The organism is Acinetobacter nosocomialis (genome assembly GCF_041021905.1).
GTDB lineage: Bacteria > Pseudomonadota > Gammaproteobacteria > Pseudomonadales > Moraxellaceae > Acinetobacter > Acinetobacter nosocomialis.
Genome location: NZ_CP157432.1, coordinates 3,769,777 through 3,794,940, shown reverse-complemented (window position 1 = coordinate 3,794,940; position 25,164 = coordinate 3,769,777). Strand labels below are relative to the sequence as shown.

General features: G+C 41.0%; 21 protein-coding genes and 1 riboswitch. Of the genes, 19 read left to right on the top strand and 2 right to left on the bottom strand.

The features are described from left to right. Window positions 1–169: 169 nt before the first annotated feature. From murG to lpxC, 7 genes are all read left to right on the top strand, one after another. Window positions 170–1,267: an undecaprenyldiphospho-muramoylpentapeptide beta-N-acetylglucosaminyltransferase gene (gene murG, locus ABLC00_RS17760; protein WP_006582462.1), complete on the top strand. Its 1,098-nt coding sequence runs from the start codon at window positions 170–172 to the stop codon at window positions 1,265–1,267. An 11-nt stretch (window positions 1,268–1,278) separates the two neighbouring features. Beyond that, window positions 1,279–2,727 (top strand): UDP-N-acetylmuramate--L-alanine ligase, encoded by a 1,449-nt coding sequence (gene murC / locus ABLC00_RS17755; RefSeq protein WP_004884918.1) that lies wholly within the window; start codon window positions 1,279–1,281, stop codon window positions 2,725–2,727. Between the two features lie 37 nt (window positions 2,728–2,764). Then, entirely contained in the window at window positions 2,765–3,691 is a 927-nt protein-coding gene (locus ABLC00_RS17750) for a D-alanine--D-alanine ligase (protein ID WP_000063661.1), read from the top strand. Window positions 3,692–3,693: 2 nt separating this feature from the next. Continuing rightward, on the top strand, window positions 3,694–4,548 hold the full coding sequence (locus ABLC00_RS17745; protein WP_004884912.1) for a cell division protein FtsQ/DivIB: 855 nt from the start codon (window positions 3,694–3,696) through the stop codon (window positions 4,546–4,548). Between the two features lie 60 nt (window positions 4,549–4,608). After that, entirely contained in the window at window positions 4,609–5,871 is a 1,263-nt protein-coding gene (gene ftsA / locus ABLC00_RS17740) for a cell division protein FtsA (protein ID WP_002053865.1), read from the top strand. Window positions 5,872–6,035: 164 nt separating this feature from the next. Continuing rightward, complete coding sequence (ftsZ, locus tag ABLC00_RS17735) at window positions 6,036–7,211, top strand: cell division protein FtsZ (protein ID WP_002053783.1); 1,176 nt, start codon at window positions 6,036–6,038, stop codon at window positions 7,209–7,211. Between the two features lie 110 nt (window positions 7,212–7,321). Then, window positions 7,322–8,224: a UDP-3-O-acyl-N-acetylglucosamine deacetylase gene (lpxC, locus tag ABLC00_RS17730; protein ID WP_006582463.1), complete on the top strand. Its 903-nt coding sequence runs from the start codon at window positions 7,322–7,324 to the stop codon at window positions 8,222–8,224. 97 nt (window positions 8,225–8,321) lie between these two features. Here lpxC and ABLC00_RS17725 read toward each other — a convergent pair whose 3' ends face one another. After that, window positions 8,322–8,762 carry a DciA family protein gene (locus ABLC00_RS17725; protein ID WP_004711488.1) on the bottom strand — a complete coding sequence of 147 codons (441 nt, stop codon included), beginning with the start codon at window positions 8,760–8,762 and terminating at the stop codon, window positions 8,322–8,324. Window positions 8,763–8,869: 107 nt separating this feature from the next. Between ABLC00_RS17725 and ABLC00_RS17720 the strand changes: the two genes are divergently transcribed. The 11 genes from ABLC00_RS17720 (at window position 8,870) to recJ (ending at window position 22,738) form a co-directional block, all read left to right on the top strand. Continuing rightward, window positions 8,870–9,562 (top strand): M23 family metallopeptidase, encoded by a 693-nt coding sequence (locus ABLC00_RS17720; protein ID WP_002053809.1) that lies wholly within the window; start codon window positions 8,870–8,872, stop codon window positions 9,560–9,562. A 250-nt stretch (window positions 9,563–9,812) separates the two neighbouring features. After that, window positions 9,813–12,530, top strand: a complete 2,718-nt coding sequence (gene aceE / locus ABLC00_RS17715; protein ID WP_002053926.1) for a pyruvate dehydrogenase (acetyl-transferring), homodimeric type — start codon at window positions 9,813–9,815, stop codon at window positions 12,528–12,530. A 2-nt stretch (window positions 12,531–12,532) separates the two neighbouring features. Next, on the top strand, window positions 12,533–14,515 hold the full coding sequence (locus ABLC00_RS17710; protein ID WP_006582465.1) for a 2-oxo acid dehydrogenase subunit E2: 1,983 nt from the start codon (window positions 12,533–12,535) through the stop codon (window positions 14,513–14,515). A gap of 149 nt (window positions 14,516–14,664) precedes the next feature. Continuing rightward, window positions 14,665–14,937, top strand: a complete 273-nt coding sequence (locus tag ABLC00_RS17705) for a hypothetical protein (protein ID WP_006580828.1) — start codon at window positions 14,665–14,667, stop codon at window positions 14,935–14,937. 36 nt (window positions 14,938–14,973) lie between these two features. Beyond that, window positions 14,974–15,170, top strand: a riboswitch (yybP-ykoY riboswitch). Between the two features lie 15 nt (window positions 15,171–15,185). Then, complete coding sequence (locus ABLC00_RS17700) at window positions 15,186–15,761, top strand: TMEM165/GDT1 family protein (protein WP_004711493.1); 576 nt, start codon at window positions 15,186–15,188, stop codon at window positions 15,759–15,761. Between the two features lie 267 nt (window positions 15,762–16,028). Beyond that, window positions 16,029–16,826, top strand: a complete 798-nt coding sequence (locus ABLC00_RS17695) for an MBL fold metallo-hydrolase (RefSeq protein WP_006582466.1) — start codon at window positions 16,029–16,031, stop codon at window positions 16,824–16,826. Window positions 16,827–16,918: 92 nt separating this feature from the next. After that, window positions 16,919–17,284: a YkgJ family cysteine cluster protein gene (locus ABLC00_RS17690; protein ID WP_002053785.1), complete on the top strand. Its 366-nt coding sequence runs from the start codon at window positions 16,919–16,921 to the stop codon at window positions 17,282–17,284. 135 nt (window positions 17,285–17,419) lie between these two features. After that, window positions 17,420–18,886 carry an IMP dehydrogenase gene (gene guaB, locus ABLC00_RS17685; RefSeq protein ID WP_002053986.1) on the top strand — a complete coding sequence of 489 codons (1,467 nt, stop codon included), beginning with the start codon at window positions 17,420–17,422 and terminating at the stop codon, window positions 18,884–18,886. Window positions 18,887–19,035: 149 nt separating this feature from the next. Then, the gene (gene glmM, locus ABLC00_RS17680; RefSeq protein ID WP_006582467.1) at window positions 19,036–20,373 is read left to right on the top strand and encodes a phosphoglucosamine mutase; all 1,338 of its coding nucleotides are present in this window, start codon (window positions 19,036–19,038) and stop codon (window positions 20,371–20,373) included. A 10-nt stretch (window positions 20,374–20,383) separates the two neighbouring features. Then, complete coding sequence (gene pdxH, locus ABLC00_RS17675) at window positions 20,384–21,040, top strand: pyridoxamine 5'-phosphate oxidase (RefSeq protein WP_006580832.1); 657 nt, start codon at window positions 20,384–20,386, stop codon at window positions 21,038–21,040. After that, window positions 21,041–22,738, top strand: coding sequence for a single-stranded-DNA-specific exonuclease RecJ (recJ, locus tag ABLC00_RS17670; RefSeq protein ID WP_033846239.1), 1,698 nt, complete (start codon window positions 21,041–21,043; stop codon window positions 22,736–22,738). Window positions 22,739–22,781: 43 nt separating this feature from the next. Here the strand turns inward: recJ and ABLC00_RS17665 are convergent, their stop codons facing one another. Next, window positions 22,782–23,549 carry a putative porin gene (locus ABLC00_RS17665; protein ID WP_002053751.1) on the bottom strand — a complete coding sequence of 256 codons (768 nt, stop codon included), beginning with the start codon at window positions 23,547–23,549 and terminating at the stop codon, window positions 22,782–22,784. A 392-nt stretch (window positions 23,550–23,941) separates the two neighbouring features. Between ABLC00_RS17665 and prfB the strand changes: the two genes are divergently transcribed. Further along, window positions 23,942–25,037, top strand: a protein-coding gene (gene prfB, locus ABLC00_RS17660) for a peptide chain release factor 2 (RefSeq protein ID WP_099143691.1) whose coding sequence is annotated in 2 segments (ribosomal slippage) — window positions 23,942–24,013 and window positions 24,015–25,037 — 1,095 coding nt in all. Because the reading frame shifts where the segments join, the coding sequence is not laid out codon by codon here. Window positions 25,038–25,164 lie beyond the last annotated feature (127 nt).

The following is a 25,164-nucleotide window of genomic DNA, read 5'->3' as shown; positions in this document are numbered from 1 at the left end:
CCACAATATGAAATACGCTAGCGCTTTGTAGGCATATTTTCAAAAAAGCACATCTTTCTGTTATAAACGAGTGAAATTCGCTTTTCGTTAATGAAGCTTTAGGATTAAAATAAACGGCTACAAAAATAGATGACAATTTCCATTGTTTTTTGAGTTGAAGAATTAGACCGTGACAGATTCACAGCAAAGCAAACCTAAACATGTCATGATGATGGCTGCCGGTACTGGTGGACATGTTTTTCCAGCCCTCGCCGTAGCCAAACAACTTCAACAGCAAGGTTGTCAAGTTTCATGGTTAGCCACGCCAACAGGTATGGAAAATCGGTTATTAAAAGATCAAAATATTCCAATATATCAAATTGATATTCAAGGCGTACGTGGCAATGGGATCATCCGTAAACTTGCTGCGCCTTTTAAAATTTTAAAAGCAACTTTTAGCGCGATGCGCTATATGAAACAGCTTAAAGTTGATGCAGTAGCTGGTTTTGGTGGCTATGTTGCAGGACCGGGTGGTCTGGCTGCTCGCTTATTAGGTATTCCTGTTCTCATTCATGAGCAAAATGCAGTTGCCGGTTTTACCAATGCACAGTTGTCACGTGTAGCTAAAGTAGTATGCGAAGCATTCCCAAATACTTTTCCTGCGAGCGAAAAAGTGGTCACTACCGGAAATCCGGTACGCCGCGAAATTACAGATATTTTAAGCCCCAAATGGCGCTACGATGAGCGTGAGCAAGCGGGTAAGCCGTTAAATATTTTAATTGTGGGTGGGTCTTTAGGTGCAAAAGCACTTAATGAACGTTTACCTCCGGCATTAAAACAACTTCAAGTGCCCCTGAATATTTTCCATCAATGTGGTCAGCAACAGGTTGAGGCGACTCAAGCTTTGTACGCAGATGCGCCAGCAAATTTAACTGTACAGGTTTTGCCTTTTATTGAAGATATGGCAAAAGCCTATAGCGAAGCAGACCTGATTATTTGCCGTGCGGGCGCTTTAACTGTGACAGAAGTTGCTACCGCTGGAGTTGCAGCAGTTTTTGTGCCGCTTCCAATCGCGGTAGATGACCACCAAACTGCAAATGCCAAATTTCTGGCCGATGTCGGAGCTGCAAAAATTTGCCAGCAATCGACCATGACACCAGAAGTTTTAAATCAATTGTTTACTACGTTGATGAACCGCCAATTGCTTACAGAAATGGCAGTGAAAGCGCGTCAACATGCCCAACCAAATGCAACTCAGCATGTGGTTGATCTTATTCAAAAAATGTAATCGGATTTACTATGTCTCCAACAACAGCTGCAAACCAAGCAAAAAAATTGATTAAAGTGCCTGAAATGCGCCGTATCAAACATATTCATTTTGTGGGTATTGGCGGTGCAGGTATGTGTGGTATTGCTGAGGTGTTAGCTAACCAAGGATATAAAATTTCCGGTTCAGATATTAAAGCTTCAAAAACCACGCAACAATTAGAAGAAAATGGCATTAAGGTCTATATTGGACACGAAGCAGAAAATATTAAGAACGCCAATGTGCTTGTTGTGTCAACGGCTATTGATCCAGAAAACCCGGAAGTGAAAGCCGCAATTGAGCAACGTACCCCAATCGTACGCCGTGCAGAAATGCTCGGTGAGCTTATGCGTTACCGTCATGGTATTGCGGTAGCAGGCACACACGGTAAAACCACGACAACGAGTTTGTTAACTACAATGTTGGCTGAAGAAAATCTTGATCCAACTTATGTGATCGGTGGTTTACTTAACAGTACAGGCGTAAATGCGGCACTTGGTGAAAGCCGTTTTATTGTTGCTGAAGCTGACGAATCGGATGCATCTTTCCTTTATTTGCAGCCAATGGCAGCGATTGTGACCAACATCGATGCTGACCATATGGACACTTATGAAGGCAGTTTTGATAAATTAAAAGATACTTTCGTACAGTTCCTTCATAACTTGCCATTCTATGGCTTAGCTGTAGTTTGTGGTGATGACGCAAATATTCGTGAGATTTTGCCGCGTGTAGGTCGTCCAGTTATTACTTATGGTTTTAACGAAGATAATGACATCCGTGCAATTGATGTAGAACAAGATGGCATGCGTTCGCACTTCACGGTATTGCGTAAAGGCCGTGAGCCGTTGCGTTTAACCATTAATCAGCCTGGTTTACATAATGTTTTAAATGCGTTGGCTGCGATTGGTGTTGCAACTGATGAAGGTGTTTCTGATGAAGCAATTAGCCGTGCATTAAAAGGCTTTAGTGGTGTTGGACGTCGCTTCCAAGTACAAGGTGAATTTGAGCTTGGTGAAGGTAATGTGAAATTAGTCGATGACTATGGACATCACCCTAAAGAAGTGGAAGCTACGATTAAAGCTGCTCGTCAAAGTCATCCTGACCGTCGTTTAGTGATGCTTTTCCAACCACACCGTTACTCTCGTACTCGTGATTGTTTTGATGACTTTATTGAAGTTTTATCTCAAGTCGACCAATTATTATTACTAGAAGTTTATCCGGCTGGAGAAAAACCAATTGTTGGCGCAGATAGCCGTACTTTGGCGCGTAGTATTCGCTTGCGTGGTCAGGTTGAGCCGATTTTAATTGATCCGGTTGAAGGTAATTTGCAAAACATCATGCAAAATGTGTTACAACCAAATGACTTGTTATTAACGCAAGGTGCAGGTAACGTTGGAGCAATTTCAGTAGAACTTGCACAGCACCATTTGTATGTGAAATAAACAAAAAGTATTGAATTATCGGGTTAAGGATTTAAACGTGTCAAATGCTACAAAATTCGGCAAAGTTGCTGTGTTACTTGGTGGAAAATCGGCTGAGCGTGCTGTGTCTTTAGATAGTGGTCAGGCAGTTCTGGACGCTTTGTTACGTTCAGGTGTTCAGGCTGAGGCATTTGATCCGCAAGACCGTAGCGTGACTGAACTTGTAAACTATGACCGTGCATTTATTGTATTGCATGGTCGTGGTGGCGAAGACGGTCAAATCCAAGGTGTGCTTGAGTGGTTAAACATCCCTTATACAGGAACGGGTGTACAAGGTTCTGCAATAGGCATGGATAAGGTCAAAACCAAGCAAATCTGGCAAGGTAGTGACTTACCAACAGCACCGTATCGCATTATTACTAAAGAAACAGATCTAGACTCAGTCATTGCTGAATTAGGTTTACCTGTCATTATTAAGCCTGTACATGAAGGTTCAAGTGTAGGCATGAGTAAGGTTGAAAAGGCTGAAGACTTTGCAGCAGCAATTGAAAAGGCAACTCAGCACGACGCTGTTGTCATGGCAGAAAAATGGATTACGGGACGCGAATTTACGATTTCATTCTTAAATGGCCAGCCGTTACCTGTTATTCGTTTGCAGCCACCAGCAGATGTTGCTTTTTATGATTATGAAGCAAAATATCAACGCAATGACGTCGAATATGGCATTCCTTGCGGTCTTAGCGAAACCGAAGAGAAAAAACTACAAGCCTTATGCTTACGCGCTTTTCAGGCTGTAGGTGCAGAAGGTTGGGGTCGTATTGATGCAATGCAGGATGAGCAAGGTAATTTCTGGCTTCTAGAAGTAAATACTGTGCCGGGTATGACCAGCCATTCACTTGTGCCAAAAGCTGCTAAAGCCGTGGGCTATAGCTTTGATGAATTGTGTGTTGCAATTCTTGAGCAAACATTGGAAGGTACGGCTTAAATATGGCACAACTTCCGGCTTCCATGCGCCGTAAACGTGCGGCGATTACCTCCATTCATGAAAAACCGCCTACGCGCAAGCAAAAGCTTGCCAATGCTGGCGGATGGGTGCTGTTGGTTATTGCCTTTTTAGTCTTGGCGGTCGGAATTTACGGTCTATATAAAGTTATTACTGATGCAACTGTCGCAAAGCTTGAGGTGGTAGGTTCAACAACTCCGGTTGAGAATCAGCAAGTGATGCGATATGTGCAGCCGATTGTAAAAGATAATTACTTTACGTCTGACTTAGAGCAGATTCGTGATAAAGCATTAGAAATTTCATGGGTAGACCGAGTTGTCGTATCTCGTGCCTGGCCAAATGGTATTCGTGTTCGTGTGATGCCTCGACATGCGATCGCCCGTTGGGGAACAGGTCGCTTATTAAGCGATGGTGGTGACGTATTTAGTGAGGCAGAACCGAGACTTCATCCTGAGCTTCCGCTGTTACATGGTCCGGTAAGCCAGTCTAAAATGATGATGCGACGCTATAATGAAATTAATCAGTTATTCCATCCTGTTAATTTGCGTTTAAAAGAGTTATATCTAACAGAGCGAATGACTTGGTTTATGCAGTTTGATTCTGGTTTACGAATTATTGTTGACCAAGATCAAACAATGAATAAATTGCAACGTTTAAGTCATTTGGCACAATCTGACCTAAAACCTGTGTGGACGAAAATCTCAGCCATTGATTTGCGATATCGTAATGGATTATCTATTCAATGGAAGAATGCAACCCCACCTAAAATTGTGAATGGTCAGTTTGTTGTAACGAGTGATGACACAAGCATTGCAGGTGGTGCAAAAGCAAAGCCATAATACGTGGCTTTAAAATAGGCAATTTGCCTGGTATTAGACAACAAAGAAATGGTATGAGTGATGAGTGAAGCTGTTCCCTCAGTTGTTGCGATTGACATTGGGACGCATAAAGTTTCAGTTTTGATTGGAAAAATTCATGCGCCGGATAACATTCAGGTTATCGGTATGGCAACTGCTCGCAATCGAGGCATGAACAAAGGAAAAATTGTAAGTCTCGATAAAGTCATTGCTGCGATTAAAAACGCCGTTGCTGAAGCGGAAAATATGGCCGAATGTCGCATTCATAGTGCGTGGGTCTCTATTCCGAGTACCGAGTTGCAAAGTTTCTATGCTTCTGGACGCACACCTGTTGCTAACCCAGCACATGTGATTACAACCAATGAAGTTGTCCGTGCATTAGAGTTAGCAAAAGCAAGTCATGTGACTTCAGACTACTATCTAGCGAGTGCAGTGCCACTCGGGTTTGAGTTAGGTGATTCTGCAGAATGGGTCCAAAACCCAATCAATATGACTGCTCACAGCATGACTGGTCATTATCAGCTCATGATGATGCCGATTGCCACTATGCAAAATCTTGATCGTGCTATGAAAGGTGCGAACATTGGTGTTGAGAAAATGGTAGTTTCTTGCTTGGCTACGGCTGAAGCAAGTTTGCTGAAAGATGAAAAAGAATATGGTGTCTGTCTTGTTGATATCGGTGCAGGTATTACCAACCTGGCAGTTTATTTAGATGGCCGTTTGGCTTTAGCACGTACATTACAACGTGGTGGTGAGCATGTGACACGTGACATTGCTGCTGTATTGCAAACAACTACTGAAGAAGCTGAACGCATTAAAATTCTGCATGGCTGTGTTGATCTAAGTGCTGTTAAGCCTGACCATATGATTCAAGTTCAGGGTATTGATGGCCCTCAAACGATTAGTCGTATTGAGTTATCAGAAATTATTATTGCGCGTTATGAAGAGATTTTTAGCCAGATTCGCGAAGAACTCGAACAAAGCGGTGCAATCCATGGCCTGTATCATGGTGTAGTGTTGACAGGCGATGCTTGTCAAATCGAAGGTATGGTAAGTTTGGCTCGTCGTATGCTGGGTGTGTCTGCTCATTTAGGTAATCCACCATTACAGGTGTATGCTGATGATCAGCATCAGGCTGCATTACGCCGATCAATGTATGCGACAGCAGCTGGTTTGCTTATGTTTAGCCAAAGCGAATTACAAGAAGCTGTTGAGGAACCTGAAGAGGGGAATGACCGTTCGGTATGGGAACGAATGGTGAATGGCTGGAATGCGTTTAATAGCAAACTTAAAGCCATTTTTTAGGATGTATGGATTTATTGGTAGAATTGTTAGGAAGTTGTAAGAGAAAACCACTGTACTTGACAAGGTTTGTATTGCACAGCATTCTTAAAATTAGTTATTTTTGAAAATCAAGGCAGTATACGGGCTGAAGTGACTGCCATAATGTATTAGGAACCCTAAAGGTCATGGCCTCATTTGAATTTATAGAAGATGAACTAAACGATGGCAACGGTCAAGCCCGTTTCACTGTATTTGGTGTAGGTGGCGGTGGCGGTAATGCCGTTCAGCACATGGTACAGTCTGATATTCAGGGTGTTAAATTCGTTTGTGCCAATACAGATAAACAAGCACTTGACTGTATGAATGCCCCTTTCAAAATTCAGTTAGGTGAGCAAAGTACACGTGGTCTAGGTGCTGGTGCTAACCCTGAAGTAGGTCAGGTTGCCGCAGAAGAAAGCCGTGAAATTATTCGTCAGCACCTTGAAGGAACTGACATGGTATTTGTAACCGCTGGTATGGGTGGTGGTACAGGTACTGGTGCAGCTCCGGTTGTTGCCGAAGTTGCTAAAGAAATGGGGATTTTGACTGTTGGTGTTGTAACAACGCCATTTAACTTTGAAGGTCGTCGTCGTCAAAAATCTGCTGAGCGTGGTATTGAAGCGCTTGAAGCACATGTTGATTCATTGATTATTATTCCTAACCAACGCTTATTAAGCGTGTATGGTGATATTTCAATGAAAGATGCCTATAAAAAGGCAGATGATGTATTGTTAAACGCTGTACGTAGTATCTTTGACCTTGTGGTTAACCGCGGTCACATTAACCTTGACTTCGCCGATTTGAAAACTGCAATGAGTACTCGCGGTTATGCAATGATGGGTGCTGGTTTAGGCCGTGGTGAAGACCGTGCTCGTCAAGCTGCTGAACAAGCCATCCGTAGTCCACTACTTGATAATGTGAATATTATTAATGCAAAAGGCGTGTTAATTAACATTACAGGTGGTGATGACATCACGTTACGTGAAACTGAAATCATTACTGATGTGGTTAACCAAATTGTTGACCTTGATGAAGGCGAGATTTTCTACGGTACAGTATTTGATCCAGATGCGCGTGATGAATTACGTGTAACTGTGATTGCAACTGGTTTAACACGTAATGCAGCTGATGCAGAACCAAGAAAGCGTAATACTGTAAGTCATACAGCAACTCAATCTGCACAATCTGTAGATGAAGATGATGTTCCAGCAATTAATAAGCGTCAAAATGCTGAAAATGATGTGAATAATGCACCAAGTTCATCACCGCGTTCTTCTCCAATGAGTATTCAAGATTACTTGAAAAATCAGCAACGTAAGTAATATAGCGTTCAATCTATTAAAAGGCAGTGTATAAACACTGCCTTTTTTTATTTTTGATCAATGACTAAATATGCTAACGTATAGCGGTTTTAAAAAAGAAGTTACAAAGCATGGTGAAACAGCGTACTCTCAGTCGTGTGGTAAAAGCGAGTGGAATAGGTCTTCATAGCGGTCAAAAAGTGATGATCAATTTCATTCCACATACCGTGGATGGAGGTATTGTATTTCGCCGTATCGATTTAAATCCACCTGTCGATATTCCTGCTAATGCATTGCTGATTCAAGAAGCATTCATGTGTTCAAACCTTGTTACTGGCGATATTAAAGTAGGTACCATTGAGCATGTGATGAGTGCGATTGCTGGTTTAGGAATTGATAATTTAATTGTAGAAGTGTCAGCATCTGAAGTCCCCATTATGGATGGTAGTGCTGGACCATTTATTTATTTGTTAATGCAAGGTGGCTTGCGTGAACAAGAAGCCCCGAAAAAATTTATAAGAATATTAAAGCCAGTTGAAGCTTTAATTGATGATAAAAAAGCGATTTTTAGACCACATAATGGTTTTCAACTCAACTTTACGATTGATTTTGATCATCCTGCCTTTGCAAAAGAATATCAATCTGCGACTATCGATTTTTCTACTGAAACCTTTGTGTATGAAGTCAGTGAGGCACGTACTTTTGGTTTTATGAAGGATTTAGATTACCTCAAAGCAAATAATTTAGCTTTAGGGGCAAGTCTAGACAATGCCATTGGTGTAGATGATACAGGTGTTGTGAACGAAGAAGGCCTACGATTTGCCGATGAATTCGTTCGTCACAAAATTTTAGATGCAGTAGGTGATTTGTATTTACTTGGTCATCAAATTATTGCCAAGTTCGATGGCTATAAATCAGGACATGCTTTAAATAATCAGCTATTACGCAATGTTCAAAGTGATCCGAGTAATTATGAAATTGTAACATTTAATGACGAGAAAGACTGTCCAATTCCATACGTGAGTGTGACATAAGTCATTGTCTTTATTTGGCTATGTTATAATGTAACAATAAAAACTGTGATTTTAATCACATAATAAGAACGATTCTAATTAAGGAATAGAAAGCTCATCATTTTTTATTGCTTGCCAAACGTAGTAAAGCTTGGCTAAGCTTAGGGTCGCTCACGAAGTCGGCAGCACTACGTAACATTTCTTGTGTTTCCGGGGGGATGGATTTAGAAGGCTCAGATGGGGGCGCTGTAGGAATAGTTTTATTTCTTAAGCGAACTTGAATTCTTTGTAGGTCTTTTAGTCCTTCGAGTTGAGATAATTTAGATATATATTGGCTCTGTAAATAGCTGAGTTGACTAATCATTGCCTGATTTTCACCAGTAATAATTAAAGTGCCATTTTGATAACACACAACCTGCCATTGTTCCGGTTGGGGCAATAAGGGTTGGATTATTTTCGTAAGTCTTTGCCATTGCGCGACTTGCGTTGTTAGAAACGTAAGGTTTCCTGTTTTTATGTGTTTTCCGGATTGTTGAAAAACGTTATCGGGTTTAGACATTGATCGTTCTCGAATGATTTCTTGTCCTAATCTTAAGCGTTCATTTCAACTGATATCAAGGAAGAGATCATAAGGAACTTGAGTAAGAACAGTTTCAAGAGGTTTTTATGCACACGCGTCGTATTTTATTAGCGTTTTCACTTGCCGCTTCGGCTGCATCGGTTGCTTTTGCAGATTATCAAAATATTAACCAATCTACTGATTCAGATCGATTGGAACAGTTATCAAAAACATTATCTCAAGGTTCATATACACATCCTGATGATTTAGATCTTCCGGCGAGTGCTAAAGTTTCAGTCACTTTACGTCCTAAAACAGTTGAGCTCAATAATGACTCACTGGCCAAAAAATATGGTCATACGACTGCAAAAAATTCTTTTAATGCCTCTTCTTCAAATCCTTATTCTTGGTTAGTTTCTCATCCTCTTCCAGATAGCGTACGTGTTTCTTCTAACTTTGGTGGCCGTACCATGGGTGGTCGTGCAGAGCATCATGGTGGTTTAGACATGTCGGCACCAAGTGGTACACCGATCTATGCAACTGGTCCTGGTATTGTAACTAAATCAGGTTGGGGTACAGGTTATGGACAATATGTTGAAATCAACCACGGTAATGGTTATTTAACACGCTATGCACACGCTTCACGTTTATTAGTTCGTGTAGGTGACCAGGTTTCTGCTGGTGATCATATTGCTAACGTGGGCTGTACAGGTCGTTGTACAGGACCGCATTTACATTATGAAGTAGTTAAAGATGGTCAACGTAAGAATCCATCAACTTACTTAGCAATGTTGCCTTAATAGAGTTTCATAAAAGTTCAAGGTTATTAAATTTATGAATCTGAAATGAACATAAACCTTTCTTAACGCAATGATCGTATAAAAAAACGCCTATATTGGCGTTTTTTTGTTATTTTGTTTACTGCTCGGTCAATGACTATTCATTCAGAAAATAATAGAGCCCCCTCACATTCACCCGTGGCAATAACTTGAGAGGGGCAAAACGTGGTAAAAATACAAAGTAGATTAGAGAACAAGGAACAGGTGAATTATGGCGTTTTACGGTGACTCCGACGCACAAGAAACCCAAGAATGGCAAGATGCATTCGATTCAGTTTTACAACATATGGGAACTGAGCGAGCGGCATTCTTGTTGGAAAAACTTTACCAACAAGCAATTGCTAAGCATGTTCCAATTCAACGTCTCAATACACCTTACTTAAATACAATTTCTGTTGAAGAACAACCTGCAATGCCAGGCGACCAAGATATGGAACGCCGTATTCGTGCATTGATTCGTTGGAATGCCTTAGCAATGGTACTTCGCGCGAATAAAACAGGTGATGATTTAGGTGGTCACTTGGCGAGCTTCGCATCAAGTGCAACATTATATGACGTAGGTTTTAACCATTTCTTCCGCGCAAACAGCGATAACTTTGGCGGAGATATGATTTATTACCAAGGACACTGTGCTCCTGGTATTTATGCACGTTCATTCCTTGAAGGACGTTTAACTGAAGAACAGTTAAGTAATTTCCGCCGTGAAGTTGGCGGTAACGGTTTACCAAGCTATCCACATCCGTATTTAATGCCGGACTATTGGCAGTTCCCAACTGTATCAATGGGTCTTGGTCCAATCATGTCGATTTATCAAGCGCACATTCAAAAATATTTGATGAACCGTGGCCTGATCAAAGAAGAAGATCGTAAAGTTTGGGCATACCTCGGCGATGGCGAGATGGATGAGCCAGAAAGCTTAGGTGCCATCTCACTGGCTGGTCGTGAGAAGCTTGATAACTTAATTTGGGTAGTTAACTGTAACTTACAGCGTCTAGATGGTCCTGTACGTGGTAACGGTAAAATTATTCAAGAACTTGAATCGATCTTCCGTGGCGCAGGCTGGCGTGTCATTAAAGTAGTATGGGGCCGTCATTGGGATCCACTACTTGCTAAAGATACAAGCGGTGCATTAAAAGCACGTATGGAAGAAGCTGTTGATGGTGACTATCAGCGTTATCAAGTAAAAGGTGGCGCATATACACGTGAAAAATTCTTTGGTAAGTACCCAGAAGCTGCGGAACTTGTAAAAGATTTAAGCGATGAAGATATTGATGCGTTAAACCGTGGTGGTCATGACCCTTACAAAGTTTTTGCTGCATATGCAGAAGCGATGAAAGCGAAAGGCCAACCAACAGTGATCTTGGCGAAAACCATTAAAGGTTATGGTTTGTCTGAAGAAATTGAAGCGGTAAACAAAACTCACCAAATCAAAAAGATGCAAATTGACTCTTTAAGATATGTACGTGACCGTTTCAATCTTCCATTTTCAGATGAGCAATTAGAAGAGCTTCCATTCTATCGCCCAAGTGAAAACTCTCCAGAAATGAAATATATGAAAGCGCGTCGTGAAGCTTTAGGTGGATACCTGCCTGCACGTCGTCGTGAGAGTGAATCTTTAGCGATTCCTGAATTATCTGTATTTGATGCAGTGTTGAAAGGTTCGGGTGGCAAAGAGCAATCAACTACTATGGTGATGGTTCGTTTAATTGCTGCTTTACTTAAAGAAAAAGCGATTAAAGACCGCGTAGTGCCAATCGTTCCAGATGAAGCACGTACTTTTGGTTTAGAAGGTATGTTCCGTCAGCTTGGTATTTATGCTGCTCACGGCCAAAAATACACGCCAGAAGACCAAGAACAGTTAATGCATTACCGTGAAGCAAAAGACGGTCACATGTTACAAGAAGGGATTAACGAAGCAGGTGCGATGAGTGCATGGGCTGCGTTAGCGACAAGTTATTCAACTAATAACTTGCCAATGATTCCAATGTACATGTATTACTCAATGTTTGGTTTCCAACGTATTGGTGATATTGCATGGGCTGCGGGTGACGCACAAGCTCAAGGTTTCTTGTTAGGCGCGACTGCAGGCCGTACGACATTGAACGGTGAAGGTTTACAGCACCAAGACGGTCATTCACATATCTTGGCAAACACGATTCCAAACTGCGTGTCTTATGACCCATGTTTTGGTTATGAGTTAGCGGTAATCGTACATGATGGTTTACAACGTATGTATGTGAACCAAGAGCGTGTGTTCTATTACTTAACAGTAATGAATGAGAACTACGAGCATCCTGAAATGCCAGAGGGCGTTGAAGAAGGCATTAAACGTGGTATGTATTTATTCGAGAAAGATGAAAAAGCAACTGTCCAGTTACTTGGTTCAGGTGTAATCCTTCGCGAAGTGATTAAAGCTGCGAAAATCTTACGTGATGAATACCAAATCCATTCAAACGTTTGGAGTGTAACAAGCTTCAATGAGTTAGCACGTGATGGTATGGCATGTGAAGAATACAACCGCCTACACCCACTTGCTGAAGAAGTTAAGGAATCTTGGGTATCTAAACAATTACGTGGTACGGAAGGTATCGTAGTTTCTGCTACCGACCATATGCGTGCTTATAGCGAACAAATCCGTGCGTATCTTCCAGATGGTCGCCCATTTGTTGCATTAGGTACAGATGGTTACGGCCGTTCAGATACACGCGCGAACTTACGTAGTTTCTTTGGTGTTGATGCTGCACACATTGTTGTTGCTACTTTGAAAAAATTAGCTGACGAAGGTGAAGTAGACGCACGTTTAGTGAAAGATGCAATTTCTAACTTTGAGTTAGATACTGACCGTCCGGTTGCATGGGCTCCACAAGCACATCCGGAAGTTCAGCCAGTTGCTGAATACAATGAAACGCAAACAGGTGAGGGGAACTAAGCATGCAAATTAAGACCCCTGATATTGGTGTAGATAAAGCAAACGTCGCTGAAATTTTAGTAAAAGTTGGCGACCGTGTTGAAGTTGACGACAGTATCGTTGTGCTTGAGTCTGATAAAGCAACTGTTGAAGTGCCTAGCACTTCAGCAGGTGTCGTAAGAAGCATCTTGATTAATCAAGGTGATGATGTGACTGAAGGTGTTGCTTTGATTGAGATCGAAGCAGAAGGTGTAGCACAAGCAGCACCAGAGCCAACACCGGCTCCTACGGCTGAAAAACCAGCTGCTCCAGCGCCTGCACAGCAAACTCAAGCTTCAGCTCAACCTGCTGCCTCTACATCAACTGCAACTGTTGACGTGACTGTACCTGACATTGGCGTTGAAAAAGCATTAGTTGGTGAAATCCTCGTGAAAGTGGGTGACCAAATTGATGTTGAACAAAGTATTGTTGTTGTAGAGTCAGATAAAGCAACTGTGGAAGTTCCAAGTAGCGTTGCTGGTACTGTAGAAAGTATTCAAGTGAAAGAAGGCGATACCGTTAAAGAAGGTGTTGTTCTTATTCAAGTGAAAACAGCAGCTGCATCTAATGCGCAAGCAGAAGCTCCTGCTACTACACCAGCTCCAGCTGCGGCAGCTGAACCGGTTGCTACAAAGCAAGAAACTGTTGCGGCAGCTACTACTCAATCTGGTCCAGTTGATATCAATGTTCCTGACTTGGGCGTAGATAAAGCAGTTGTTGCTGAAATCTTAGTACAAGTTGGCGATAAAGTTGATGTAGACCAAAGCCTTGTTGTAGTTGAATCAGATAAAGCAACTGTGGAAGTTCCAAGTACCGTTGCTGGTGTTGTAAAAGCAATTCACTTGCAAGCAGGCCAACAAGTTTCACAAGGTATATTGCTTGCAACAATTGAAGCTGAAGGCCAAGCACCTGCTGCTGCACCAGCGGCAAAAGCAGAAGCAGCCCCAGCTCCACAGGCAGCAGCACCTAAAGCAGCAGCTCCTGCTACAACACAGTCTGCATCTGCGGCGCCTACATCTGGCACTGATAAGTTAACGAAAGAGCAAGAAGCAGAAAACGCTAAAGTATATGCAGGTCCTGCTGTTCGTAAGCTTGCTCGTGAACTTGGCGTGATTTTGTCACAAGTTAAAACTTCTGGTGAGCATGGCCGTGTAGTTAAAGAAGATATCTTTGCTTATGTGAAGAGTCGTTTAACTGCACCACAAGCGGCACCAGTTGCTGCGGCTGCACCAGCAGTTTCGGGTTTACCAAAGCTTCCTGACTTTACTGCATTTGGTGGCGTGGAAGAAAAAGTACTGACGCGTTTGCAGCAAGTATCAATTCCGCAGTTGTCTTTAAACAACTACATTCCACAAGTAACTCAGTTTGACCTTGCGGATATTACTGAGTTAGAAGCTTGGCGTGGTGAGTTGAAAGACGGCTTTAAGAAACAAGGTGTGAGCCTAACAATTTTGGCATTTATTGCAAAAGCTGTAGCACATTTGTTGAAAGAAGAGCCTTATTTCGCGGGTCACTTAGCAGATGATCAGAAATCTGTATTGCTCCGTAATGAAATCCATATGGGTATTGCGGTTGCGACTCCAGATGGTTTGACAGTGCCTGTACTACGTAATCCTGACCAAAAATCAATTAAGCAAATTGCTGTTGAATTGGGTGAGCTCAGCAAAAAAGCGCGTGATAAGAAATTAACACCGAAAGATTTACAAGGTGCTAACTTCACGATTACAAGCTTGGGCTCAATTGGCGGTACAGCATTTACGCCATTAGTTAACTGGCCACAAGTTGCAATTTTGGGTATTTCACCTGCAACGATGCAGCCTGTATGGAATGGTAAAGACTTTGATCCACGCTTAATGTTGCCGTTGTCATTGTCTTATGACCACCGTGTAATTAATGGTGCGGATGCAGCTCGCTTTACAAATAAACTTACGAAACTTCTTAAAGATATTCGTACTTTATTAATCTAATGCTTTGAAAGAACATACTAAAACCTCGCTTCGGCGGGGTTTTGTTTTAATGTCTGTTTGACTTAATTTTTAGGTTAATCTACAGATTAAGCAGGATTTATCGAGAGTGAGGAGAAATTTCTCGTTATTACATAAAGGAGAAGTAGTAAATGTTAGGTTTTCTGAAAATTATGTTGCCCTTACTATTGATTGTGTTTTTATTGATGGGAATATGGGTCAGTATTTTACACTTTCCATGGGAATGGATGACTTATGTGGTGATGGGTTTTGAGGTGTTTGTTGCTACTTTGATTTTGCCCTTTGAATATCAGGCTGGAACGAGCAGTAGCCCTATTGGTTTTATTCATATAAGTGCTTATTTTGCAGTGATATTAGGTATTGCACGATTAGTCGTGTGGGCGTGGGTAAAATTTGTTACTTGAAAGTTTGAAAAATCGAGTGACTTGAATATAATAAACGCATACTTCATTGGGGAGTAGCCGCTATTCACAGCAAAGGTGAATAGGTGATGGTCAACATAATTGTTCAACAGAACATGGTCATCATAGCTTAAACGTCTCATCGTTTCTGAGTTGGCAAGACCTTTGATTTACCACTCTGCAATCATTTTATGATATTTGGCTAGCAGGAGGGGTAGGTCATAGGCATTTATGCTAGCCAGAGAACCGACATGCAAGAATTTCTGATTTCTACTTCGATTGTTGCCCTTGCTGAAATGGGCGATAAAACTCAATTGTTGGCACTTTTGCTATCTGCGCGTTTCCGTAAGCCAATTCCTATTTTAATTGCGATTCTTTTAGCAACACTTATTAATCATGGTATTTCTGCTGTGCTTGGGCAATGGATTACCACAGTTCTAAGCCCTGAAATTTTAGTCTGGGTACTCGCTGTTGGTTTCATTGGTATGGCATTCTGGATGCTTATTCCGGATAAGCTCGATGATGAAACCGATAGCATTAATAAATGGCAAAAATTTGGTGTTTTTGGGGCAACCTTTATTTTATTTTTCTTAGCAGAAATTGGTGATAAAACCCAAATTGCGACAGTCGCTTTAGCTGCACGCTATGACAGTATTTTCTGGGTGATGCTAGGTACAACATTAGGTATGATGATTGCCAATGCACCAGCTGTATTTATTGGTAATAAATTAGCTGAACGTCTCTCTATCTCACTGATTCATAAAATTGGTGCAGCTATTTTCTTCATTGTAGGTGTTTCTACGCTAGTACAACATTATTTCTTCTAAGTTATTTTCAATTTGTATAAAAACGCATTCATGAAGAGTGCGTTTTTTTGAGCTTTGAAGAAGTTAAACTTTACGATATAGCTTATTTAAGAAAATGTTAGAGGATTACTCAATTTCTTGATGATTCATTTCTAGAATAAGAAAAGTAAAATCTATTTTAAAATATTATGAGAAATATCAATTAATTCATTGCAAGCATTTTAGAATCCCTTTATTTTAGTAGGGATATAAAAATATCTAATATTTAAAATTTTTTTGGGGAATTGTATGGGGTTTGAAAAAACAACATCACAGATATTATTTGATAATGGCGTACATAAATGTATTAGTTTTACCAGTTTGGTCAAAGGGGAAGGCATACAAGCCAATCAATTTTTAATTATTGATCATGAACGAGCAGCCGTTATTGACCCAGGTGGCGACTTGACCTACGTTCCATTGACGATGGAACTTAATAAATATACTCGTCTTAAAAATTTGGACTATGTAATCGCTTCACATCAGGACCCAGATATTATTACTTCAATGCCTCGTTGGTTAGTTTATACCAATGCTAAAGTAGTGGCCTCTAAATTGTGGGCACGATTTTTACCTCACTTAAATTCATCATTTATGAGTGAGCGTATGAAAGGAAATTGGGAAGATCGTCTGATTGAGCTACCAGATCGTGGTCAAGTGATTCAACTAGGCGAATCAAAGCTTGTCATGGTTCCGGCCCATTTCCTACATTCGGTAGGTAATTTTCAGTTTTATGATCCAGTTGCCAAGATTTTATTTTCTGGTGATATGGGGGCTTCTATTGTGGAGGATGCAAGTCAGCCTCTGAAAGATTTTGATGCCCATGTGATAAAAATGAAGGCTTTTCATCAGCGCTATATGTGCTCCAATAAAGTTATTCGTTTATGGGTCAACATGGTCCGTCAAATGGATATTGAGATGATTGTACCTCAGCATGGTACTCCATTTATTGGTAAAGAAATAATTAATCAGTTTTTAGACTGGATTGAGACCTTACCATGCGGCGTAGATTTAATGACTGAGCAAATTTTTAGCTGTCCGACATAAAAAGTTATCTTCAATATCTTGAGTCCAATTTGAAATTTTTTTAGGATTTTGCGCCATAGAAAAAATTTTTGATGACGAGAATTTGAATAAAAATGTTATCTCAAGTTGCGACTCCAGATGAGTGCCTACGCTGTGGGGCGTGTTGTGCACATTTTCGGGTTTCATTTTATTGGGCTGAGGCCGAGTTAATGGATGAACATCTCGTTGAACCTTTAACACCCGTTTATTCGTGTATGCGTGGAACCAATCAAGCTCAGCCACGATGTCAGGCTTTAACAGGTGAAATTGGTAAAGAGGTAGGTTGTTCTATTTATGCTGTGCGTAGTTCTACCTGTAAAGAAGTACAGATTGCAGATGAACAGTGTAATAAAGCACGCTTGGCGCACCAATTGATTCCTTTGATTGAGGTAAGCCCAGCAGATTCAGAAAATGATCATGATTATGATCAGGTGAGTTAAATATGAGCTAACACGATAATAAGTGAGAAATATTTAGAGTAGGTAAATATCTATTGCTGAAAAAGGCAAAGATAATATGAAAATTGCATTGAAATTTGTTTATAATAGCTCACGGAATTTACCAGTGAGATTGTTATGCTGACCATCGTTCAAGAAGCGCTAACCTTCGATGATGTCTTATTACTTCCTGCCTACTCTACTGTTCTCCCAAAAGATGTCTCTTTAAAGACACGTTTAACTCGCGGCATTCATTTAAATATCCCATTAGTTTCAGCTGCAATGGATACAGTGACTGAGTCACGTATGGCGATTGCAATGGCGCAAAATGGTGGTATCGGGATTTTGCACAAAAACATGGATATTGCTGCTCAAGCTGCAGAAGTACGCCGTGTGAAAAAATTCGAAGCGGGTATGGTGAAAGATCCAATCACTGTAACCCCAGAAACCACAGTACGTGAACTGATTGCAATTACCAGCGCTAATAACATTAGCGGTGTACCTGTTGTTAAAGACGGCAAGGTTGTTGGTATTGTGACAGGCCGTGATACACGTTTTGAAACTAACTTGGAACAACCTGTTAGCAACATCATGACAGGCCAAGATCGTTTGGTGACTGTGCGTGAAGGCGAGTCTAAAGAAAATATTCAAGCATTATTGCAAAAGCATCGCATTGAAAAAGTTTTGGTCGTTGGCGAAAACAACGAACTTAAAGGTTTAATTACGGTAACTGACTTCCGTAAAGCTGAGAGTTATCCAAATAGTTGTAAAGATGATCTTGGTCGTTTACGTGTTGGTGCTGCGGTAGGTACAGGTGTTGAAACACCAAGTCGTGTAGAAGCATTGGTTGAAGCTGGTGTTGACGTCATTGTTGTTGATACAGCACATGGCCACTCTGCTGGTGTTATTGAACGTGTACGTTGGGTAAAACAAAACTTCCCTCAAGTCCAAGTGATTGGCGGTAATATTGCAACTGGTGATGCTGCATTGGCATTATTAGATGCAGGCGCAGATGCTGTAAAAGTAGGTATTGGTCCTGGTTCTATCTGTACGACACGTATTGTGGCAGGTATTGGTATGCCGCAAATTTCTGCGATCGACAGCGTTGCTAATGCATTGAAAGATCAAATTCCTCTAATCGCAGATGGCGGTATCCGTTTCTCTGGCGATATGGCAAAAGCGATCGGTGCAGGTGCAAGCACAATCATGGTTGGTTCACTTCTAGCGGGTACTGAAGAAGCGCCTGGTGAGGTTGAATTCTTCCAAGGCCGTTACTACAAAGCATATCGTGGTATGGGCTCATTAGGTGCAATGGCTGGAGCGACAGGTTCTGCTGACCGCTACTTCCAGGATTCAAAAGCAGGTGCTGAAAAGTTAGTACCAGAAGGAATTGAAGGTCGTGTTCCATATAAAGGCCCAATGGGTAACATCGTTCATCAAATGATGGGTGGTTTACGTTCATCTATGGGCTATACAGGTTCATCAGTGATTGAAGACCTTCGCCAAAATGCGAAATTTGTGAAAATTACTTCAGCGGGCATGTCTGAGTCACATGTTCATGATGTAACGATTACTAAAGAAGCTCCGAACTATCGTGTTGGTTAGATTTTAGTAACCAAATCAAGTAAGAAAGCCGTCAGTACACTGACGGCTTTTTGTTTTTGGTGTAAAGTAAATCTGATGAAAATAGATATGGCAGAATAGCCATATATGAAATGAGCCACGGCTGAAGTGGCGTAAAAATGAGATAAGCTATGAGTTATTTTGGAACGGATGGTATTCGTGGAAAATTTGGGCAAATGCCGATTACACCAGAGTTTGCTTTAAAACTCGGGTTCGCCGCAGGGAAGGTATTAAAACGAACGAGTCCAAAAAATAAACCGCTTGTGGTATTAGGAAAAGATACACGTTTATCTGGCTATATTTTAGAGTCTGCTTTGCAGGCGGGATTAAACGCTGCTGGCGTATATGTTCACTTACTTGGACCATTGCCGACACCGGCTATTGCACATCTTACCCGTGCCTTACATGCGCATGCAGGTATTGTTATTTCTGCATCACATAATCCTTATTTTGATAATGGAATTAAATTTTTCTCAAGTGAAGGTAAAAAATTACCAGATTCATTACAGGAAGAAATTAATAAAGAATTAGAAAAAGAGTTATTTATTGATGACACTGCGAACTTAGGTAAAAGTGTTCGTGTAAATGATGCAAATGGTCGTTACATTGAATTTTGTAAGTCTACATTTCCATATCACTTCGATTTAAATAATTTAAAAATTGTTGTGGATTGTGCACATGGTGCAGCTTATAGCGTTGGGCCTTCAGTTTTCCGTGAGTTAGGTGCCAAAGTTGTTGCTCTGTACAACGAACCAGATGGTTTAAATATTAATGAAAACTGTGGTTCGACTCACCCAGAAAGTTTACAAAAAGCAGTAGTTGAGCAAGAAGCTGATCTAGGAATTGCCTTTGATGGCGATGCCGACCGTGTCGTGATGGTCGATAAGTTTGGGAACTTAATTGATGGTGACCACATATTATATATTTTAGCGACTCAAGCGAAAAACAAGCCAGTAGGTATTGTTGGTACTGTTATGAGTAATATGGCGCTTGAAATTGCACTTGAAAAAGCAAACGTTAGCTTTGTTCGTGCAAAAGTTGGCGACCGCTATGTATTACAAGCATTAGATGAAAATGGATGGGTTACAGGTGGAGAACCATCTGGACATATTCTAACGTTAGATAAGAGCACAACAGGTGATGCGATTATTGCAGCACTTCAAGTGTTAACTGTAATGGTTGAGCAAAATAAAGCGCTCCATGAATTGGTTCAGGACTTTAAATTATTCCCACAAGTGCTTGTAAATATACGTTTAGAACAAATGCTTGATCCATACTCTATTCCAGCATTAGTGACTGAGTTCAATAAAGCAGAAGAACAGCTTAAAGGACGTGGACGTATTTTAGTTCGTAAGTCTGGAACTGAGCCAGTCATTCGTGTCATGGTTGAAGGTGATGACGAACAAGAAGTGAATGCTTTGGCTGAACATTTAGCAAATGCAGTCCGTTCACAAGCGCAAGTTGCATAAGGTATATGGCATGAGTGACGTCATTAAAGACTTAAGCGAATTACGTTTAAGCTATGAACAAGGTGAATTGTACGAAACACAAGTCGCGAGTAATCCGCATGAACAATTCTTAGGTTGGTTTAATCATGCCTTAGCCGCCAACTTGCACGAACCATATGCAATGTCTTTAGCAACTGCGAGCGCTAGCGGTCGTCCGCATGTTAGAACTGTATTGTTACGCGGTGCGACAGAAGCAGGTTATGATTTCTATACCAACTATGACAGCCAGAAAGGGGCAGATTTGGCAGAAAATCCATATGCTGAACTGTTATTTTATTGGCCTAGTTTAGAGCGTCAGGTGCGAGTGGGTGGTCATGTCGTCAAAATTCCTGAACAGGAATCTACCGACTATTACCATAAGCGTCCACGTGATAGCCAGATTGCAGCTCATATCAGTACGCCGCAAAGCGGTAAGATAGAAAGCCGAGAGTTGTTGCAACAGCGTTTTCAAGACTTGCAACAACAAGTTCAAAGCCGTGAAGTACTCGATAAGCCAGAGTTTTGGGGCGGATATCGTCTGCAACCGGACTATTATGAATTCTGGCAAGGACGACCAAATCGTTTACATGACCGCTTGAGTTATGAAAAAATCGACGGTCAATGGACATTGCACCGACTGATGCCTTAAATGACAAAAATACAAATTAAACAAAGATCTTTATTGACGCGCCCTGAACAGTTTCAGGGCGTGCCTCCGTTTATTGCCGAGATTTTGGCAAGACGTGGGGTGCAATCTGAACAAGAATTAGAGCTAAAACTTAAGAACCTGCTTGCTCCAGAGCTCAAAGGCTTGGATGCTGCTGTAGCATTAATGGATCAAGCCATCGATGAGCAGAAAAAAATTGTCATTGTAGGAGATTATGATGCCGATGGTGCAACTAGCACTGCTTTAATGATGCTCGTGCTTCGCGATATGGGAGCAAAAGTCGACTATCTGGTACCAGATCGTTTCAAATATGGTTATGGCCTTACTCCAGCCATTGCTGAGCTTGCTTATCAAACTTATAAACCCGATCTATTAATTACGGTAGATAATGGAATTTCCAGCCATGCTGGTGTTGATGCAGCACATGCCTTAGGTATGCAAGTAATTATTACCGATCATCATTTAACGACCAAAGAAACCCCGCTTGCTGAGGCGGTAGTAAACCCGAACCAATTAGGATGTGAGTTTCCAAGTAAGGCGCTTGCCGGTGTTGGCGTTGCTTTTTATGTACTTGCCAATTTGGCGAGTCTACGCAATAGACAAGGCAAAAGCACAAGTAAAGTGACTCAATATTTAGATTTAGTCGCTTTGGGAACTTATGCCGATGTTGCTGTTTTGGATTATAACAACCGTATTTTGGTTGATGCCGGTGTAAAACGTATTCAGCAACATCAGTGTCGAGTAGGGATTTTAGCTTTACTCGATATTGCTGGTCGGGAAACTTCAATACGTGCGCAAGACTTAGGTTTTGTGCTTGGACCACGCATTAATGCTGCTGGACGTATGGAGAGCATGCGCATTGGGATCGAGTGTTTATTAGCAGATTCGATGGAAACTGCTTATCCAATTGCTCAACAATTAAATCAGCTAAATATAGACCGCCGTCAAGTTGAAGGGGAGATGAAACAACAAGCTTTATCGGCTTTAGATAATTTGCAGCTTTCACAGCAAGATATTCCAGCGGCGCTTGTTCTATTTGAAGAAAACTGGCACCAAGGTGTCATCGGGATTGTCGCGGGGCGTTTGAAAGAGCAATTTCATCGGCCAACGATTGTTTTTGCACCCGATGAAGATGGCATTCATATTAAAGGCTCGGCACGTTCCATTGATGGTGTTCACATTCGAGATACTATTGAGCAAGTTGCTGAACAACATCCTGAGTTGGTCAGCCATTTTGGTGGACATGCTGCGGCAGCCGGCCTTACGATTCGTAAAGAAAACTTTGAAGCTTTTAAGACAGTATTTAATGATTGTGTCGCTGCGATGGATGAATCAATCTTTCAAGCGACATTATGGACTGATGGTGAGTTACCTGTCTCTGCTTTGCAGTTAGATACCTTGAACTGGATTGAGCAGTTAGGGCCATGGGGACAAAAATTTCCACTGCCTCAATTTGAGGGACATTTTAAAGTTATTGATTTCCGTTGGCTCAAAGAGACACACCTGAAACTTAGACTAGCGATAGATCAATACACTTTCGATGCGATTGCTTTTAACGCAGCCGGCCGCTTCGAGTTTGATCCAATGCGTGACCATGTACATTTAGTTTATGAAATAGACCGTAATGTTTTTAATGGCAATGTGAGCTTACAGCTACGAATTGTGCATTTAAATCAATAAAAAAATCCGCTCAATTGAGCGGATTTTTTAAATCTAGGTAAGATTAGAAGCGGTATGCTGCACGAACACCATAAGTGTTGTCGTTATCACCGAAACCAATACGACCTTCAAGACTTACTTGCTGATTTAAGAATTTTTTAGCATTAATGCCCCATTCGTCTTTATCAGTTAAGTCATTGTTGTAGTAGTCCACACCTAAACTTAAAGTTTTATCGATGTAGTAGTCACCACGCACTTTATATTCGTCAAGGTCACCAAACGCACCATACGCTTCAAGGTTTACGTCATGTTGACCAACTTGAGTTACGTATTTCGCACGAACGGTAGGATCTGCGCCGTCTTTACCGTCTTTTTCATCATAACCTTTAACACCCAAAGCAAGTAACAAACCTGGTGCTGGTAAGTAACCTACTTCTGCAGCATAAGTTGTAACTTTTTGGTCGTAGTTTGTGTTGTCGATTTCACGTTCATTTCTGCCTACATCACCGCTAAGGTAGAAGTCAGTGTTAGGAACATAGTATTCAACGCCTACGCCATATTGAGTATCTTTAGTACCGCTGTTATCGCCATAGTTAACGTGTGCGTTAACGTTGCTTGCACGGTTTAAGAATGCTGCTTCAGCAAGCGGTGCATTACGTGTTTGAACAGGGTTGAAATAATAAGTCCCATCAACACCAAATTTACTTACGCTGCTGCCGTTATCTGGATCAAGATAAGTGTAAGAACCACCAACTTCAGCTTGGTAAGCGTTTGCTGCGCCACTTACTGCAAGTGCAGATAAAAGAGCTGATGCAATTGCTAGTTTTTTCATGGAATCTCTCCCCTCTAAAAACGATTTTATAAATGTTTTGTTACAACTTTTAGTCTAGAGCAAAAACATTTACCGTCAATCTTGTGCAAGTAACCGGACTGTAACCATGTGCTTTTTTTGTAACTATATTTAATTTAAGATATTGATTTTAAAATACAAAAACATAATGTTTTATTTTATTAAAATTGAGGAGATTTTGTGTAGAAATTCAAAAATGCTGGAAAAGCACCCAATTTTGTATGGGGATGTTACGAATTAAGCTTAAAATCTTCTGAAAGAAAATTAAAAAATTTATAAATTGAAATGACAGTTATAAATTAAAGCAGGTTCGAAGATAACCATAGCTATGATAAAATATTCGACTGTTTATCTGTTTTTATGGGAACACTCGCGTGGAAATTAATCCTTATCTAAACCAATTGAAAGACTTAACTGATCGTAGCCAAACACTACGGGGGTATCTTTGACTACGATCTGAAAAAAGAACGTTTAGAAGAAGTTTTACGTGAGTTAGAAGACCCTGCGATCTGGAATGATCAAAACCGTGCTCAGGCAATGGCAAAAGAAAAGGGCGAACTAGAAAACGTTATTAACGTTTTAGATGGTTTATCTACACAGCTTGAAGATGCAAAAGCAATGCTGGATTTAGCTGTTGAAGCTGATGATGAAAGCTTGCTGGTAGATGTACAATCTGAGCTTGGCGCTGCCGAAGAAGAATTAGCAAAACTTGAATTCCGCCGTATGTTTAGCAACCCAATGGATCCGAATCCTTGCTATGTCGAGATTCAAGCAGGTTCAGGCGGTACAGAAGCACAAGATTGGGCTTCAATGTTATTACGTATGTATATGCGATGGATTGAACGTCACGGTTTTAAAGCAGAACTTATGGAAGTATCTGATGGTGATGTAGCAGGTATCAAATCTGCAACGATTCGCGTTGAAGGTGAATATGCATATGGCTGGTTACGTACAGAATCTGGTGTACATCGTTTAGTGCGTAAGTCACCATTTGACAGTGGTAACCGTCGTCATACTTCATTCTCTGCGGTATTTATTTCACCAGAAGTTGATGACAATATCGAAATCGATATTAATCCTTCTGATGTTCGTACCGATACTTATCGTGCATCTGGTGCAGGTGGTCAGCACATTAACAAAACAGATTCAGCAGTTCGTTTGACGCACATTCCATCAGGTATTGTGGTTGCATGTCAGAACCAACGTTCACAACATGCGAACCGTGATCATGCATGGAAACAGTTACGTGCAAAATTGTATGAACTAGAAATGCAAAAACGTAATGAAGCAGCTCAAGCACTTGAAGACTCGAAGTCTGATATTGGTTGGGGTAGCCAAATTCGTTCTTATGTACTTGATGACTCTCGTATTAAGGACTTACGTACAGGTGTTGAAAACTCAAATACTGGTGCAGTTCTTGACGGTGATCTTGATCGCTTCATTGAAGCGAGTTTAAAGCAGGGGTTGTAAGAGTCTTTTGAACTTTTAGTTCTTTTAAACTCTTAAATTTTTAGCGATTAAAACGGCAAAGCAGTTCAGTGTTCGGAAGTTAATCGGAAAAATACGATATGAATATCGAAAAAAATGGATATGAATA